The organism is Spongiibacter sp., assembly GCF_041602295.1.
Taxonomy (GTDB): Bacteria; Pseudomonadota; Gammaproteobacteria; order Pseudomonadales; family Spongiibacteraceae; genus Spongiibacter.
This window is the reverse complement of the sequence record NZ_JBFIGO010000073.1, coordinates 1-15,108: the sequence shown is the minus strand read 5'-3', so window position 1 is coordinate 15,108 and position 15,108 is coordinate 1. Positions and strand designations below refer to the sequence as shown.

General features: G+C 56.5%; 16 protein-coding genes. 3 read left to right on the top strand and 13 right to left on the bottom strand.

The features are described from left to right. The coding region (locus tag ABYM29_RS11635; RefSeq protein ID WP_372864933.1) for an ATP-binding protein at positions 1–2,223 on the top strand (2,223 nt) is incomplete at its 5' end. Here ABYM29_RS11635 and recO read toward each other — a convergent pair. The 10 genes from recO to rpoE form a co-directional block, all read right to left on the bottom strand. Then, positions 2,220–2,921 (bottom strand): DNA repair protein RecO, encoded by a 702-nt coding sequence (recO, locus tag ABYM29_RS11630; RefSeq protein WP_372864934.1) that lies wholly within the window; start codon positions 2,919–2,921, stop codon positions 2,220–2,222. The genes ABYM29_RS11635 and recO overlap by 4 nt on opposite strands. Positions 2,922–2,924: 3 nt before the next feature. After that, positions 2,925–3,836: a GTPase Era gene (gene era / locus ABYM29_RS11625; RefSeq protein ID WP_372864932.1), complete on the bottom strand. Its 912-nt coding sequence runs from the start codon at positions 3,834–3,836 to the stop codon at positions 2,925–2,927. Beyond that, positions 3,833–4,510: a ribonuclease III gene (gene rnc / locus ABYM29_RS11620; protein ID WP_372864931.1), complete on the bottom strand. Its 678-nt coding sequence runs from the start codon at positions 4,508–4,510 to the stop codon at positions 3,833–3,835. Before rnc ends, era begins: the two co-directional genes overlap by 4 nt. A 5-nt stretch (positions 4,511–4,515) precedes the next feature. After that, positions 4,516–4,857: a DUF4845 domain-containing protein gene (locus ABYM29_RS11615; RefSeq protein ID WP_372864930.1), complete on the bottom strand. Its 342-nt coding sequence runs from the start codon at positions 4,855–4,857 to the stop codon at positions 4,516–4,518. 46 nt (positions 4,858–4,903) lie between these two features. Continuing rightward, the gene (lepB, locus tag ABYM29_RS11610) at positions 4,904–5,959 is read right to left on the bottom strand and encodes a signal peptidase I (protein WP_372864929.1); all 1,056 of its coding nucleotides are present in this window, start codon (positions 5,957–5,959) and stop codon (positions 4,904–4,906) included. A 15-nt stretch (positions 5,960–5,974) separates the two neighbouring features. Further along, positions 5,975–7,774, bottom strand: coding sequence for a translation elongation factor 4 (gene lepA / locus ABYM29_RS11605; RefSeq protein WP_372864928.1), 1,800 nt, complete (start codon positions 7,772–7,774; stop codon positions 5,975–5,977). Positions 7,775–7,882: 108 nt separating this feature from the next. Continuing rightward, a complete protein-coding gene (locus tag ABYM29_RS11600; RefSeq protein ID WP_372864927.1) occupies positions 7,883–8,365 on the bottom strand; it encodes a SoxR reducing system RseC family protein in 483 nt (160 codons plus the stop codon). Further along, complete coding sequence (locus ABYM29_RS11595; protein ID WP_372864926.1) at positions 8,362–9,264, bottom strand: MucB/RseB C-terminal domain-containing protein; 903 nt, start codon at positions 9,262–9,264, stop codon at positions 8,362–8,364. Before ABYM29_RS11595 ends, ABYM29_RS11600 begins: the two co-directional genes overlap by 4 nt. A gap of 1 nt (position 9,265) precedes the next feature. Further along, positions 9,266–9,850, bottom strand: coding sequence for a sigma-E factor negative regulatory protein (locus ABYM29_RS11590; protein ID WP_372864925.1), 585 nt, complete (start codon positions 9,848–9,850; stop codon positions 9,266–9,268). A gap of 2 nt (positions 9,851–9,852) precedes the next feature. Next, positions 9,853–10,443 (bottom strand): RNA polymerase sigma factor RpoE, encoded by a 591-nt coding sequence (gene rpoE, locus ABYM29_RS11585; RefSeq protein ID WP_372864924.1) that lies wholly within the window; start codon positions 10,441–10,443, stop codon positions 9,853–9,855. Between the two features lie 198 nt (positions 10,444–10,641). Here rpoE and nadB point away from each other — a divergent pair, with 198 nt between their 5' ends. After that, positions 10,642–12,234 carry an L-aspartate oxidase gene (nadB, locus tag ABYM29_RS11580; protein ID WP_372864923.1) on the top strand — a complete coding sequence of 531 codons (1,593 nt, stop codon included), beginning with the start codon at positions 10,642–10,644 and terminating at the stop codon, positions 12,232–12,234. A 1-nt stretch (position 12,235) separates the two neighbouring features. Here the strand turns inward: nadB and ABYM29_RS11575 are convergent, their stop codons facing one another. Then, positions 12,236–12,700, bottom strand: coding sequence for a protein YgfX (locus ABYM29_RS11575; protein ID WP_372864922.1), 465 nt, complete (start codon positions 12,698–12,700; stop codon positions 12,236–12,238). Continuing rightward, positions 12,663–12,923: a succinate dehydrogenase assembly factor 2 gene (locus tag ABYM29_RS11570; protein ID WP_372864921.1), complete on the bottom strand. Its 261-nt coding sequence runs from the start codon at positions 12,921–12,923 to the stop codon at positions 12,663–12,665. The genes ABYM29_RS11575 and ABYM29_RS11570 overlap by 38 nt, the downstream gene beginning before the upstream one ends. A gap of 149 nt (positions 12,924–13,072) precedes the next feature. Here ABYM29_RS11570 and ABYM29_RS11565 point away from each other — a divergent pair, with 149 nt between their 5' ends. Next, positions 13,073–14,107 (top strand): folate-binding protein YgfZ, encoded by a 1,035-nt coding sequence (locus ABYM29_RS11565; protein WP_372864920.1) that lies wholly within the window; start codon positions 13,073–13,075, stop codon positions 14,105–14,107. A gap of 9 nt (positions 14,108–14,116) precedes the next feature. On the opposite strand, the gene ung is transcribed toward ABYM29_RS11565, so the two are convergent. Next, complete coding sequence (gene ung / locus ABYM29_RS11560; protein ID WP_372864919.1) at positions 14,117–14,803, bottom strand: uracil-DNA glycosylase; 687 nt, start codon at positions 14,801–14,803, stop codon at positions 14,117–14,119. Between the last annotated feature and the right edge of the window lie 305 nt (positions 14,804–15,108).

Genomic DNA, 15,108 nt, shown 5'->3' with positions numbered 1-15,108 from the left:
CACCAATACCAGCTACTAAAGTATCAGAGCCTGCTGGCCGGCGCGCTGTCACTGGGCATGAGCATCCTGGCCTGCATCATATTTTTCGGTTACATCAACAACAATATCAGCCGCGATCTACACACCCTGCAAACCGCAATTCGCCGCCTGATTAACGGCCAGCGCGATATGCATATTCACATGCCCGGCAACGATGAGTTTAGCGATCTTGCCGAAGCGCTAAATCAACTCAATGCTACACAGGTCCGGGAGTTAAAAGAGCTACAGCTGAATCTAGAGCAATCCAATAGCGACCTGCGCGAAACGCTGGAAACACTGGAAATTCAGAATATTGAGTTAGACCTGGCGCGCCGCGAGGCAGTGACGGCCAGCCGCGTAAAATCCGAATTTCTCGCCAACACCAGCCACGAAATCCGCACGCCGCTCAACAGCATTCTCGGTTTCAGTAACATTCTACTCAAGGCCGATATTCACGGGCGCCAACGCGATGCCGTTGAAACGATCCGCAACAGCGCTGTCAATCTGTTAACCATCATCAACGACATCCTCGATTTCTCCAAGCTCGAAGCCGGCAAACTGGTGTTCGACAAAACCCCCGTGCAGCTTCGCGAACTCGCCGAAGATACCCTGATCATGCTGGCGCCGGGCGCCGCAGAAAAAAACCTCGACCTCGCGCTGTTTATCCAAAGCGGCACGCCCAGCAGCATTTTCGGCGACTCGCTGCGGTTGCGACAAATGCTCACCAACCTGCTCAGCAACGCCATAAAATTCACCCCATCGGGCTACGTCCGCTTAGACATCCTCTGCAACGACTGCGACGGCGAATACGCCAACCTCACTTTTCGGGTCAGCGACAGCGGTATCGGTATAAGCAGTGAGCAACGCAGGCAAATCTTTCGGGACTTCGGTCAGGCCGATGCATCGGTGACCCGCCAATATGGCGGCACCGGACTCGGTTTAGTTATTGTTCAGGGACTGGCCAAAGAAATGGGCGGCGAAGTCGGGGTAGACAGCGAACTGGGCCGCGGCTCTACTTTCTGGTTCAGTCTGCGCTTGGCCGTCGATAACAACGCCATGCAACTGCGCGACTTCGACGCTCTAAAAGGCCGCAGCGTCGCACTTTACGACCGCAGCCAGCTCTACAGCCTGTCACTCTGCGAGCTGCTGGAAAGCTGGGGCGTACGCGTCATTCACAGCCGCAATCTCCGCGACATCGACCAAGACTGTGACTACAGCATTATCAGCCTCGACAGCGAAGAAACAACACAATTGCTGCCAGCCTGCCAGGGCGAACACCCGAGTATCATCCTCAGCCCGCACGCCGATGCCAGCCGCGCAGACGATGGCCGAATTTGGCTAAACAAGCCGGTTTCCCATGTGCGCCTGTTTGATGCCCTCAGCAAAGGCACCAGCGCTAACGCCGACAAGCCGCTTGACAACTTTCGCAACCACCAGCTGCTTATCGTCGACGACAATCCATCAAACCTACTCATTCTGAAGAGTTTCCTCGAAGACTTTGGCATCATGCCGACCAGCGCCCAAAATGGCGTCGAAGCGGTAAGTTATTGCCTCGACCAGCGCTTCGACCTCATTCTTATCGACATCCAAATGCCACAGTTAGACGGCATCGCCGCGAGTCGGCAAATCCGGCAGCGCGGTAAAAACCAGCACACTCCGATCATTGCAATCTCCGCCTATCTGGCACCGGAAGACCCCGCGCAACTGCGTGACGCCGGCATCGACGAATATCTCAGCAAACCCGTCAATGAGGCCCAGTTAGCCAGTATGTTGACGCGCTTTTTAACACCATCGAGCGAACAAGCCACTGCCGAGGGGAGCGAATCCCTACTGCAACCCCCAAGCGAAGACAGCATCCCCCGCCCGGTCGATCTTCACCAGTGCCTGACACTGTCTAAACAGCGACCAAAACTCGCGCAAAGTATGCTGGAAATGCTACTGGCCGAATTGCCCGAGCTACGCGAGAAACTCTGCCATGCACATCAAACGCAGAATTGGAGCGAACTCGCTGAATTAAACCACGGTCTTAAAGGCAACTGCTGCTACACCGGGGTCCCGGCACTAAAACAAGCGGTCATCGCACTGGAAGTCGAGCTGAAACAGCAGCCTGCCGCCAATAGCGAAACCTTCCAAACCCTGCTGGCGCACATTGACGAATTACTGGAATGGCAACACCAACACGAACTGGAAGTATTGTTCGGCTAGCCCCTGCGCAAGAATAACTTGCGACTCTGTAACGGCCGCTCACCGAGCAGGGGCGCCAGGGCCTGGCGACTGAGGCGCTTGGCCAAGGGCAGTGTGGCGACATCTAATTCGCCCAGAGCCAAGCGCATTAACAAATCCGCCGGGTAGCTTGAAGCCGTATCGCCTAAACTTGCCGGCGCCGGACAAAACCCCTGCTCACTGTCATAGATATAGCGGTTATCGGAGCCACCGCTCAAACCGCTAAAATCAATGCCATAACCCAGCGCGTCCAGTAAGGCCAGCTCAAAGCGACGCAGTGTCGGCTCCAGCGCCGCCCCCGACGACAAGCCCAACAAACAGCGGCCGTATAGATCAAAGATTTCCGCTTGCGGATCGAGTGGCTGCAACAGGCGCTCAAGCAGTTCATTAATATAAAAAGTGCAGTACAGGGCGTCGCCCCGCAGCGGGAAGTCACTGTTTAATTGCACATCTGTCAACAGTTTCAACTCCGCCCGCCCCTGCCAACTAATATGCAGCAAGTTGCCTAATTGCAAGGCCCCACGCCACTGCTGGCGCCCTTTCGCGCGGCCTTTAAGGCCTTTGGCAAGAATACTGACACGGCCGTAATCGCGACTGATTACATCGACAATAGCGCTAGTGTCACGATAGGCACGCAAGTGGAGAACGTAAGCGGGCTGGGCGTCAACGCGCACCGTCATCACTTAGTCGAAATCGTTGTAGCCCAGGCTGCGCAGGGCCCGCTCATCGTCGGACCAGCCCGACTTAACCTTCACCCACAAGCGCAGCATAACCTTGCTATCAAAAGCGCGCTCCATATCCTTGCGGGCCTCTGTACCAATTTGACGCAGGCGGCTGCCGCCCTCGCCGATCAATATTTTCTTCTGTCCCTGGCGCTCAACCAAAATCAACGCACTGATCTCGACCAGCCGTGGCGAAACCTTAAATTCCTCGATTTCTACCGTCATCGCGTAAGGGACTTCTTCACCCAACTGCCGCATAATTTTTTCGCGGACAAGCTCTGCAGCGAGAAAACGCTCACTGCGATCGGTAATCTGATCTTCCGGGAAAAGGTGAATCGCTTCAGGCAAATAGCGCTGAATAACCGCTTCCAAATCATCGCGATTGTGACCTCGCAATGCCGACACCGGCACAATTTCCGTAAAACTGTGGCGCTTGCCCAGGCTCTCTATCAGCGGTAACAAGTCGCCCTTATCATTTAAACGGTCTATTTTGTTGACCACCAATAACACCGGGCAGTCGACATGGCGCAGCTTTTCCAGCACCAGATCGTCTTCATCAGTCCAGCGGTCGCGATCCACCAGGAACAACACCACGTCGACGTCTTTAAGCGCCGCGCTCGCCGTGCGATTCATATAGCGATTAATCGCCTTCTCATCACGCAAATGCAGGCCGGGAGTATCTACGTAGATCGCCTGCATAGCCCCCTCAGTTTTAATACCGAGCAAGCGGTGTCTAGTCGTCTGGGGTTTGCGCGAGGTGATACTAAGCTTTTGACCAAGGATATGGTTGAGTAAGGTCGACTTGCCGACATTAGGCCGCCCGACAATAGCAATATAACCGCAGCGTTGAACCGCATCAGTAGGTTGATTCATAACTGTTTCTCCAGCAGGATCAGAACCTGCTCTGCGGCGGCCTGCTCGGCCTTGCGCCGGCTGCTGCCGGTTGCGACGATTTCAGAGTGCAGCAGGGAAACCCGGCATGCAATGGTAAATTCCTGCTGATGCGACTTGCCTTCTGCAGCGCACAACCGGTATTCAGGCAGGGGCTGCTGACGCCCCTGTAAAAATTCTTGCAAACGCGTTTTGGCATCCTTGTGACTGGCGCGGGGGTCAATATCACCTAAGCGCGAGCCAAACCAGCGCTCTACACAGGCCCGACACTGCGCCATACCGGCGTCCAAATAAACGGCCCCAAGAATTGCCTCAACACTGTCGGCGAGTGTCGAACTTCGACGCTGACCACCGCTCTTGCGCTCGCCACTGCCAAGGCGCAAATACTCGCCAAGCTGCAACTCTAAGGCTATTTTTGCCAGTGTTTTACCACTGACCAACGACGCCCGAATGCGGCTCAACTCACCCTCATCCAAATCATCGAAGCGGCGAAACAAAATATCGCTGACAATCATATTCAGCAGTGAATCGCCGAGAAACTCTAAGCGCTCATTGTGCTGCGCAGCGCAGCTGCGGTGCGTTAGTGCGCGCTCAAGCAAAGCCTCATCAGCAAAACGGTAGCCCAGAATGTCACAAAGTGATTGCAGTGAAGACATTGGTGTTAGCGTTCTACCTGAAACAAGGCTTCTTCAAATTTCACCACACCGTCAATGTTAAAGAACAACGGTACGCGTTTTTCATAGGTGGCATCAATCAGCACACCCTTATCGTTATTCTTGATCTTGATGTCTCGCAGCGAAATAGACTCAATACGGTTGGTCACGAAGCGCCGAGCCAATTTTTGGCGCACCTGGGCCGGCGTTACCTCCCCGCCCTGGCTGTCCTCAACCACATCGGTAATAACCCGGCTTAGCGACCAATAATCGATATAGAGTGGCGCCAGCTTAATCACCATAGTGCCCAGTATCATCGCCACACCGAGCAGCATGACGGCTGAAAGCAACCCCATTCCTTGTTGAGCTTGTCTCATTATCCTTATCTCCTAGCTATCAACGTATGCGACCTACGCGGTCAAAACTGGGCAGTTGTGACAGGCCGCGCCAGTGCATCCAGATTGCGAAGGCCTGGCCGACTATGTTTTCCTCTGGCACTTGCCCCCACACACGACTATCGCTGCTGTTGTCGCGGTTATCGCCCATCATAAAATAGTGGCCCGGCTGCACGGTAGTGACAAAATCGCCGCGATAAATGCGTTTATCGTGATGGATCAAATGATCCACGTTACCAAAATCCTCGCGAATCACCTGGGTCACCGGTTGCAGCGGCGGCACTTCCGCCACCAATGTATGGGGAACCAGCTCGCCATTCACATAGAGCTTTTTATTCACATAACGCAGTTCGTCACCCGGTAGACCGACAACACGTTTAATAAAATAGCGGCTGTCTCCCGGTGGGAAAAATACCATCACATCACCGCGCTTAGGCTCCCCCACCTCGAGAATTTTATTGCCGGCCACCGGCAAACGCAGGCCATAGTTAAATTTGTTGACCAATATATAGTCGCCAACTTCCAAACTCGGCACCATCGATGCTGATGGAATTTGGAATGGCTCCACAACGAAGGAACGCAGCACTAATACCACGAGTAAAACGGGAAAGAACGACCGGGCATTTTCCGCGATCGGCAACATTCCACCGAACTCGCGCTTCAGACTATCCTGCTCCTGTTTCACAAAATAGGTGATGTACACCGCCACATTGCCGGCCTCCACAAACGCTTGGCGGGCCTTTTCAAAGACGAAACGGTCAAGACCGGCAATCACCCCCGCCAGCGCGGTCAACACCACCAGCGCCAAGGCGAAATCACCATCTTTCACCATCACCACACTGACAACCCACACCAGCCACAACAGCGCCACCAGCCGATAGCTCCACTCCAGCCACGCGGGCAGCACTTGCTGGCGCAGCGAACCGGCGTCACTAGCGGTTTTCTTCTCGGCGCACCACTGCAAGGCGGTGTGTATTTGACGACGCCCCTTAACTTCCTGTAGCAACCACACACACAGCGACACCGCCGCCACAAACAGCAAAATCAGATTGACCATGCAGCCTACAACCCCTTATCCGTCAACTTTTAACACCGCGAGGAATGCAGACTGGGGGATTTCCACATTACCCACCTGCTTCATACGCTTCTTCCCTGCTTTTTGCTTTTCGAGCAACTTGCGCTTGCGCGACACATCCCCGCCATAGCACTTCGCTGTCACATTTTTGCGCAGGGCTTTCACTGTCTGCCTGGCGATGACATGGCCGCCTATCGCGGCTTGAATCGCAACATCAAACATTTGCCGGGGAATCAGTTCCTTCATTTTTTCCACCAACAGGCGGCCCCGTGAATGGGCAAAGTCCCGGTGCACAATCATCGCGAGTGCGTCAACGCGATCACCGTTAATCAACACATCGAGTTTTACTAGGTTAGCCGCTTCAAACCGCTCAAAGCTGTAATCGAGTGAGGCAAAGCCGCGACTCACCGACTTCAGACGGTCAAAGAAGTCCAGAACGACTTCACTCATGGGGATATCCCAGGTCAACGACACCTGCTGACCGAGAAATTGCATATCAATTTGTACGCCGCGCTTCTCTGAGCACAAGGTCATTACATTGCCCAGGTGCTCCTGCGGCACCAGGATATTCACTCTCGCGATCGGCTCGCGGGTCTCATCCACCTCACCCGGATCCGGCATGGCCGAGGGGTTGTCGACCATGACCTCTTCACCGTTTTTCTTAAGCACCTGATAAATTACCGTCGGCGCGGTAGTAATCAAATCTAAGTCGTACTCACGCTCCAGACGCTCCTGAATGATCTCCATGTGCAGCGTGCCGAGGAAACCGCAGCGAAAGCCAAAACCCAAGGCATCAGAGGTTTCGGGCTCGTAGAACAGCGAGGCATCATTCAGCGTCAACTTGCCCAATGCGTCGCGAAAGTCCTCGTAGTCCTCGGTAGACACGGTAAACAGCCCCGCATAGACCTGCGGTTTCACCTGCTTAAAGCCCGGCAGCGCCGCCACGTCAGGGGTACTGGCATGGGTAAAGGTATCGCCCACTGGGGCGCCTAAAATATCCTTGATACCGGCGATCAAAAACCCGACCTCACCGGCGCGCAGCACCCCGGTATTGGTCTGTTTGGGGGTAAAAATACCCACCACATCCACGTTATACGCTTTGCCCAGCGACTTACTAATGACCTTGTCACCCTTGCGCAGGGTACCGTTCTTAACCCTCACCAGCGAGACTACGCCCTGGTAGTTATCGAACCAGGAGTCGATGATCAACGCCTGCAGTGGGCCATCCGGGTCACCTTCAGGCGCCGGAATATTGGCAACCAAATGCTCCAGGGCATCTTCGATCCCCAAACCCGATTTCGCACTGACCGGCACCGCCTCGCTGGCATCGACGCCGATAATTTCCTCAATTTCCTGCTTTACCCGATCGGGGTCGGCCTGCGGCAAGTCCATCTTGTTGAGAATCGGCAGTACTTCAAGCCCCTGCTCAATCGCCGTGTAGCAGTTGGCCACGGACTGGGCCTCGACGCCCTGCGCGGCATCCACCACCAACAGGGCACCTTCACAGGCCGCCAGCGAGCGCGACACCTCGTAGGAAAAATCCACGTGTCCGGGCGTGTCGATAAAGTTGAGCTGGTAGGTATTGCCATCTTTGGCTTGGTAATTGAGCGTGACGCTCTGGGCTTTAATAGTAATGCCCCGTTCACGCTCGATATCCATAGAATCGAGGACTTGTTCAGCCATTTCACGCTCGGCAAGGCCGCCGCAATGCTGAATAAACCGATCCGCGAGGGTCGATTTTCCATGGTCGATGTGGGCGATAATTGAAAAGTTGCGAATTCGATCGAGACTAGGCACGTTTGGCAAAACCCCGGGACAAGGCCGTTGAGGAAAATTAGGGCGCGATTGTATCGCAAAGCCCTATATCTAGGCTATGTGTATTGTCGACGGGGAGTGTGGCGCCGCCTAGTTGGGCTCAGAAAATTGCAAGGCTTGTGCTGCGTTATCGCGATGCAGGCCCAATATCCGCGGCTGGAAGCCTCGCTTGTCGCGGCTGACGGCGGCGTGCAGGCGAACCAGTAGCAGCCCCAGCAGCAGACCGCCTGCGGCGCCCAGCGCAGCCAGTTTATCGCTAGCGGTAAAATGTGCGACGGCCATCATCACGCCCATCATACTCAGCAGCGGCAACAAATACACAATAAACACACCACTGAGCAGCGCCGTCTCGGGAATAGCAATATCCACATCGCAACCCACCGGAAAACGGGACGCCGACTGACCATCCAGCGCCACCCGCAACTGATTCCGGCGACCATCGTGCAAACTGTTCATCAGGCCCTGCCCACAGCCCTTCTTGGCGGCACAGCTTGAGCAACTACTCTGCGAAATGGTCTCTACCCACAGCGCAGTCTCCTCGACGGCGACAACACGGCCACGCTCACAGATCATGGCGCCCCCCAGGTCACCGACCTAGCTACCTGACGAGCTGTCAGCATCGGCACTTCCCCTACTACCGACACGAGCTTCCCATGCTGTTTGAGCACCGTGGAATAACTCACCGAGGCGCCCCTGCGCAGGTGACTGTCAGCGGAAAATGGCTGATCCGGCGCCAGGGGCTCAATGAAAACGGAAAACACCGCCAGACCGTCGGTATAACTGATACTCTGCTGATCAGCGCCGCGCAGCGGCGTAAAACCCGGCGGCAACCAAGACAACTGCCAGTCGCGCGGCGACGAATTAGAGTCATCTGCTGAGCGACTGTGGGCCACCCGCTTCGCATTTGCGTCGCCCTGCTCCCCGTCACCAGCACTGAGGTCCAACACGACGTACTCAAAACGCTCCAGCACTTTATCGTTTTTGTTAATGATCTCCGAGCGCAACAACAAGCCCGTTTCTCGATCCAGGGCCAAGCGATACCCCAAACGGTAAACATCTCGCGGCTCAATTCGCATTGCAACAGCATCGCGACCAGCCACGGTTAAATTATCCCCCACAGATAGGCTGTACAACTGTTGCAAGCTGCGCGCATCAGAAGGGTTCACTACCAACAAGCGCAGCAATTCTGGGCCGGGATGCACACAATTCACATCGTGCCCCTCGCGAATCACTTCCGACTCGCCGCCCTCCAGCATCTCCAGCGCCTCGTACTCTCTGCCGCCGCGAACACTGTGGCTCACTTTAAAACTGTTCAACTGATCGTCGATCTTATAAGTCACCACGCCGCGGTAATTCAGCGTCCGGTGACTGTCCACCATGCGCGCCAGCCAATCTGCCGCGGTAGCCTGCGCCGCCACACTACCTTGAGCAAAGCTCAATGCCAGCACCACCAGCATTACACGACAATGCACCTTATTTTGACTCCTGAGAGACCACCCGCGCATAGGATACAAAACCCTGACCGCTATTCAATGACGCCCGCTCAGTATGCTTGCGCAACAGCGTGTCAAAACGCTTGTCGGCATCACTGCGCACCGCAGGGCTCATACTCGGGATAGCCGTCGCAGTGGCATTAACGGCAACACCTCCCGTCGCCGGTGACATCTGCGCCGGATACACACGCCCCCCGCTCACCGCGGCCTCTCCCTCTTTAGCAGCGGCAAACATGACCTTATCACCACCGAGCATGCGCTCACTGCCGGCAAACACCACCACCGCTGCCACACTAGCCGCCACAGCCACGCCCGTCAGCGCCTGCCGCCAACCCCCACTACTTCTGAGCGCCGGCTGCTGGTCAATCGCCGCCATGACCCTCTCGGAAACATCTAACTCAGCAAACGCCAGCTCGCCATCGTGCATCAGCTGTTGATTGCGGTGAAACGCGGCCCACTCTTTGCGCAGCTCGGTATCGCCGGAACGCAACAAGCGGCGCAATTCCATATCACTGGCTTCGCCGTCCATTAGCGCAGATAGAGATTCTCTGACTGTTTCCTTCATACTCACACCTCTTCGCCACTCATCTGGGCTTTCACCCGACTATCTACAGCCTCCCGGGCACGGAATATCCGCGACCGCACAGTACCCACCGGACAATCCATCACTGCCGCGATGTCTTCATAGCTCAGACCATCAAACTCGCGAAGAGTTAGCGCCGCGCGCAAATCTTCAGGCAAGGTTTTAATAGCGTCTTGCACTACGCGTTTTAATTCATCGCCGTAAAGACGGTTCTCTGGCGTTTCAATGTCCTTCAGGGCAGATGGCCCCTCAAAATATTCAGCATCGGCAACATCGACATCACTGCCCGGTGGTCGGCGATTACGTGCCACCAAATAATTTTTGGCGGTATTAATTGCTATACGGTAGAGCCAGGTATAAAAAGCGCTGTCACCGCGAAACTTAGGCAGTGCTCGATACGCCTTCACAAAAGCCTCCTGAGCAACATCCTGCACTTCGTCACTGTCTTTAACGTAGCGAGATATCAACCCAAAAATCTTATGCTGATATTTAAGTACTAGTAGATCAAATGCGCGTTTATCGCCCTGCTGTACCCGCTCAACCAGCTGCTGATCCGTCAGATTAGACTGGCTCATAGGCCCTCGCTGATAGAGGCTCAGCGGCATCTGTCCAGTAGACCCTGATGCTGTGCAGAAGTTCTCTCATTGTTTTCCTTAAACTGTCGCGCTCAAGCGCTAGCGTGTTGGTCTGCAGCGCAGCTACCAGTATACTTTGCGCCTCTGAATCTCCGACGGCATAGTATCGCCGGACCGCCCCAGGAGCAAACGCCCGCAATGAGTCATTATCACGCCCACGACGTACTCGTCATTGGCAGTGGAGCCGCAGGCCTATCGCTGGCCCTGCAACTTGCCGACCGCGCACGCATCGCTGTGCTCTGCAAAAGCGAATTGAACGAGGGCGCCACATACTGGGCGCAGGGCGGCATCGCCGCCGTACTGCATAAAAACGACAGTATCGACGCCCACGTCGCCGACACACTCACCGCCGGCGGCCAACTTTGCCATGAAGACGCCGTGCGCTTTACGGTCAGCCACAGCAGCGCCAGCATTGACTGGCTACTGGCCCAGGGCGTGCAATTCAGCCGCTACGACAACGACAGCAACGAACTCCACCTAACCCGCGAAGGTGGCCACAGCCAGCGGCGTATTATCCACGCGGCCGACGCCACAGGCAGAGCGGTGTCCACCACACTCAGCGCCCGCGCCCTAGAGCACGACAATATTGAGATATTTCGCCGCCATGTCGCCATTGACCTGGTGGTACACGATGCGCGCTGCCAAGGTGCCTATGTGCTCAACAGAGACAGCGGGCACGTCGAATTGTTCCATGCCAAGGCCGTGGTACTGGCCACCGGCGGCGCCAACAAGGCCTACCTGTATACCACCAACCCCGACGGCGCGACCGGCGACGGTATCGCCATGGCCTGGCGGGCGGGCTGCCGGGTGGCAAACATGGAATTCAACCAATTCCATCCCACCTGCCTCTACCACCCCAAAGCGAAGTCCTTCCTAATTACTGAAGCGATTCGCGGTGAAGGTGGCAAGCTGCTCAATGCCCGCGGCGAGCGCTTTATGCCCCGCTACGACGAGCGCGGCGAACTCGCCCCGCGAGATATTGTGGCACGCGCCATCGACCACGAAATGAAGCGCCTGGGCAGCGACAGCGTTTACCTTGATATCAGCCACAAATCCCCCGATTTCCTGCTCGAACACTTCCCGACAATCAAGGCGCGCTGCCTGGAGCTGGGCATCGACATCAGTCGCGAAGCCATTCCCGTAGTACCCGCGGCACACTACACCTGTGGGGGTGTCATGGTCGACCAGCGCGGCCGCAGTGACCTTGACGGACTCTACGCCATCGGCGAAACCGCTTTTACCGGCCTGCACGGCGCCAATCGATTGGCCAGCAACTCACTGCTCGAGTGCCTGGTATATGGCGGCGCGGCCGCCGCCGATATCAACACCCAATTGGATACACTGGGTGAGCCACATATTGCCCCCCCCTGGGACGAATCCATGGTCACCGACTCCGACGAGGACGTGATCATTTCCCACAACTGGGACGAATTGCGACGCTTCATGTGGGATTACGTCGGCATCGTACGCACCAATAAGCGCCTGCAGCGGGCACTCAATCGCGCGGCACTGCTACAGCAGGAAATCAACGAATACTATTCGAACTATAAAGTTAGCAACGACCTACTGGAGCTGCGCAACTTGGCGATGGTCGCCGAACTGATTATTCACAGCGCCATGCAACGCAAGGAAAGCCGCGGCCTACACTACACCCTGGATTACCCCGACTGCCTGGAAACTGCCCGCGACACCATTCTGATACCCAGCAATTTCCAGCCCCGTGGCGGCTAGCCTAAATGCCGCTGCGCCCGTGCAGCGCCACCCTGCGCAGCGCCCGAAAATGCTCAACATCAAGTTGATCCGCCAACACCGGCAGCCGCCAGTGCCGACCTTGCCCCTCAATAGACAGCACTACAAGAAAGCGGCTGACACAGCTAAATTCGACCACAACGGGACGCTCCGCGCCGCCGCTGACAAGCCGCCAACCACCCGCTGCCAGGCGCAGAGAGGCCCGGCCCATGCGCTCTCCCCGCCTTAATTGGTACAACACCCCGCCAGCATAGGCGACCAGCAGGCCCTGCATTGCCAGCACCAGCCAACGCGACTGCAGTGCGCTTGCGCCATAACTAGCCAAGGCCGGCTGCAACGACGGCAGTAACCATAGACAGCACAAGGATATCAGGGCAAAGCCCGAACACAGCAGCCGTGACGGCCGCAGATCAAGCTTTAGCGGCCCGGCAAAATGCGTTGATATCATTTACAATACTCGCCAGCTCCGGGTCGTCGGGGCTGGAGGTCCCGAGAAACCACTGGAAAAGCTCGGTATCCTCACACTCCAACAGGTCGACAAAGCGCTGTTGGTCGCGCTCATCAAGTTCGCGGAAACGCTGCTCAAAAAAGGGCACCATCACCAGGTCCAGTTCGAGCATGCCGCGGCGGCAGCCCCAGTAAATTCGCTTGATCTCGTTTTCCGAAAGCATTATTTTCCACTGCACTGAATGACGCGCCGGATGCAGATCGCTCTGGCGCCAGAATAACCGTCAGTATACCGCGATCGGGGCCCGACATTGCAGTCCCACACAGCACATCCACTGTTTTACAGCGCCGGCGCGCCGGCAACACGGAATCTATGAGTATATTTGAGCAGTTGCTAAACACCCAGTTTCCCGACCACAGCATCGACAACCAGGGCTTCTGGCAAAGTGGTGCGGCCTGCGCAGCCAGCGAGCTGGCTGTTAGCCCTCTGCTGCATTACGATTTTTTACGGCTCGACGGCGCCGACAGCCGCAAGTTTCTGCAGGGCCAAACCAGTTGCGACTGGCAGCAAATTAACGCCGAACAGGCCAGCCGCGGCGCCTGCTGCAATATTAAAGGCCGTGTGTTGAGCAGCTTTATAGGACTGCTGCCCAGCGACGATTGCGCCCTGCTGCGAATGCGCAGCGATATCTGTGAAAGCAGCCGCGCGCTGCTGAACAAATATATTGTGTTTTCCAAAGCCAACATCAGCAGCCAAGCTCGCCAGCACCACGTCATTGGGGTAAAGGGCAGCGCGGCAAAGGCCCGCCTTCAGCAACTGTTTGGTGGTGTGCCCGCCGGGCCCCTAGCCGCATACAGCCCGAGTCCCGACACCGTAATCCTGCAATTGGACAGCGACGGCCAGCGCTTCGAATGCTGGCTTAGCGACGCGCAAGCCGCAGCGCAGTGGCCCGCGCTGAGTAACGCCGCCACCATTATCAATGGCAACAACTGGGAAAAAGATTGTATTCGCGCGGGCACCGCCGACGTCTGCGCGGCGATTCAAGACCAATTCCTCCCCCAACAGCTGAATTACCAGCTGACTGGCGCCATTAATTTCAAGAAAGGCTGCTACACCGGGCAAGAGGTCGTGGCGCGCATGCAGTACCGAGGTAAACTCAAACGTCGCCTGTATGCCGCCGAACTGGATGGCCCGGTTAACGCCACGCCAGGTAGCGAGCTCTTTGTCGACGACGAGACGCAAAGCATTGGCAATATCGTCGCCATCCAAGCCGAGGGCACACACAGCGTACTACTGGCAGTGCTCAGCGTCACGGCACTGAGCGGAAGTATTCACACGGCCGACAGCGCGCAAGCCCTGCGGCTTATCGACTTACCCTACGCCCTGCCCGAGCTCAACAACGAATAAGCCTCCTTGCTACCGTGGCGGCAACTGCCAATCTATGGCCGCCTCGCCGCGCTGCTCAAGGTAGCGATTGACCTGGGAGAAGTGTCGGCAGCCGAAAAAACCGCGGTACGCCGACAACGGGGAAGGATGTGGCGCTTTCAGCACCAGATGGCGTCGGGCATCGATAGCCGCGCCCTTCTTCTGAGCATGGCCACCCCACAGTAGAAACGCCAGCCCGTCGCGCCGCTCATTGAGGGCGCGAATCACCGCATCGCTAAAGCGCTCCCAGCCGCGCCCCTGATGAGCGCCGGCCTGGCCCTGTTCGACGGTCAGCACGGTGTTAAGCAACAACACCCCCTGGTCCGCCCAGTGCTGCAAATTACCGTGTTCGGGAACATTCACACCCAGATCTTGCTGTAATTCTTTAAAGATATTAACCAGCGATGGCGGCAAAGCGACCCCCGCCGGCACCGAAAAACTGAGGCCGTGGGCCTGCCCCGGCCCATGGTAGGGGTCCTGCCCCAACACCACCACTTTGACCTTGTCGAAGGGCGTACTATCGAGCGCGGCAAACCACTGACATACCGGCGGGAAAATGACCGCCCCCTGCTCCCGGCGCAGGCGCAAAAAGCCGTCCAGCTCACGCATGTAATTCTGCTCAAGCTCACCGCCAAGCTGCTGTTGCCACGAGGCCTCAAGTTGACTCGCACTGCCCATGAACCGCCCTCTGTTTGCTGTGCGCGCCAGCATAGCAGCAAGTCGCTAAATCGGGAAAAACTGCGGGGGAATAGCCAGAAGAGAATAAAAGAAGGTACAGAGAAGATCACAAGAAAAAAAAGGGGCTGCAAAGCAGCCCAAAGCACGCTCTATCCAAAACGTAAAAATGGTGCCAGCAAGCGGTCGTAGCTGGCTGGGAAAAACCGCTGAAAGAGATCCAAAAACTTCGCATCCATACCGATCAGCAAGCGGCGACGGCGACGCTGTACCGCGCCGAGAATACTCGCCGCAGCCTGCTCGGGAGT

Bases quoted from the DNA above. Each gene is read 5' to 3' on its own strand.
- rnc (WP_372864931.1), bottom strand. From the start codon at position 4,510: ATGTCTTCACTGCAATCACTTTGTGACATTCTGGGCTACCGTTTTGCT.
- era (WP_372864932.1), bottom strand. From the start codon at position 3,836: ATGAATCAACCTACTGATGCGGTTCAACGCTGCGGTTATATTGCTATT.
- ABYM29_RS11570 (WP_372864921.1), bottom strand. From the start codon at position 12,923: ATGCTTTCGGAAAACGAGATCAAGCGAATTTACTGGGGCTGCCGCCGC.
- ABYM29_RS11575 (WP_372864922.1), bottom strand. From the start codon at position 12,700: ATGATATCAACGCATTTTGCCGGGCCGCTAAAGCTTGATCTGCGGCCG.
- ABYM29_RS11600 (WP_372864927.1), bottom strand. From the start codon at position 8,365: ATGATCTGTGAGCGTGGCCGTGTTGTCGCCGTCGAGGAGACTGCGCTG.
- nadB (WP_372864923.1), top strand. From the start codon at position 10,642: ATGAGTCATTATCACGCCCACGACGTACTCGTCATTGGCAGTGGAGCC.
- rpoE (WP_372864924.1), bottom strand. From the start codon at position 10,443: ATGAGCCAGTCTAATCTGACGGATCAGCAGCTGGTTGAGCGGGTACAG.
- lepB (WP_372864929.1), bottom strand. From the start codon at position 5,959: ATGGTCAATCTGATTTTGCTGTTTGTGGCGGCGGTGTCGCTGTGTGTG.
- ung (WP_372864919.1), bottom strand. From the start codon at position 14,803: ATGGGCAGTGCGAGTCAACTTGAGGCCTCGTGGCAACAGCAGCTTGGC.
- ABYM29_RS11590 (WP_372864925.1), bottom strand. From the start codon at position 9,850: ATGAAGGAAACAGTCAGAGAATCTCTATCTGCGCTAATGGACGGCGAA.
- ABYM29_RS11565 (WP_372864920.1), top strand. From the start codon at position 13,073: ATGAGTATATTTGAGCAGTTGCTAAACACCCAGTTTCCCGACCACAGC.
- recO (WP_372864934.1), bottom strand. From the start codon at position 2,921: ATGACGGTGCGCGTTGACGCCCAGCCCGCTTACGTTCTCCACTTGCGT.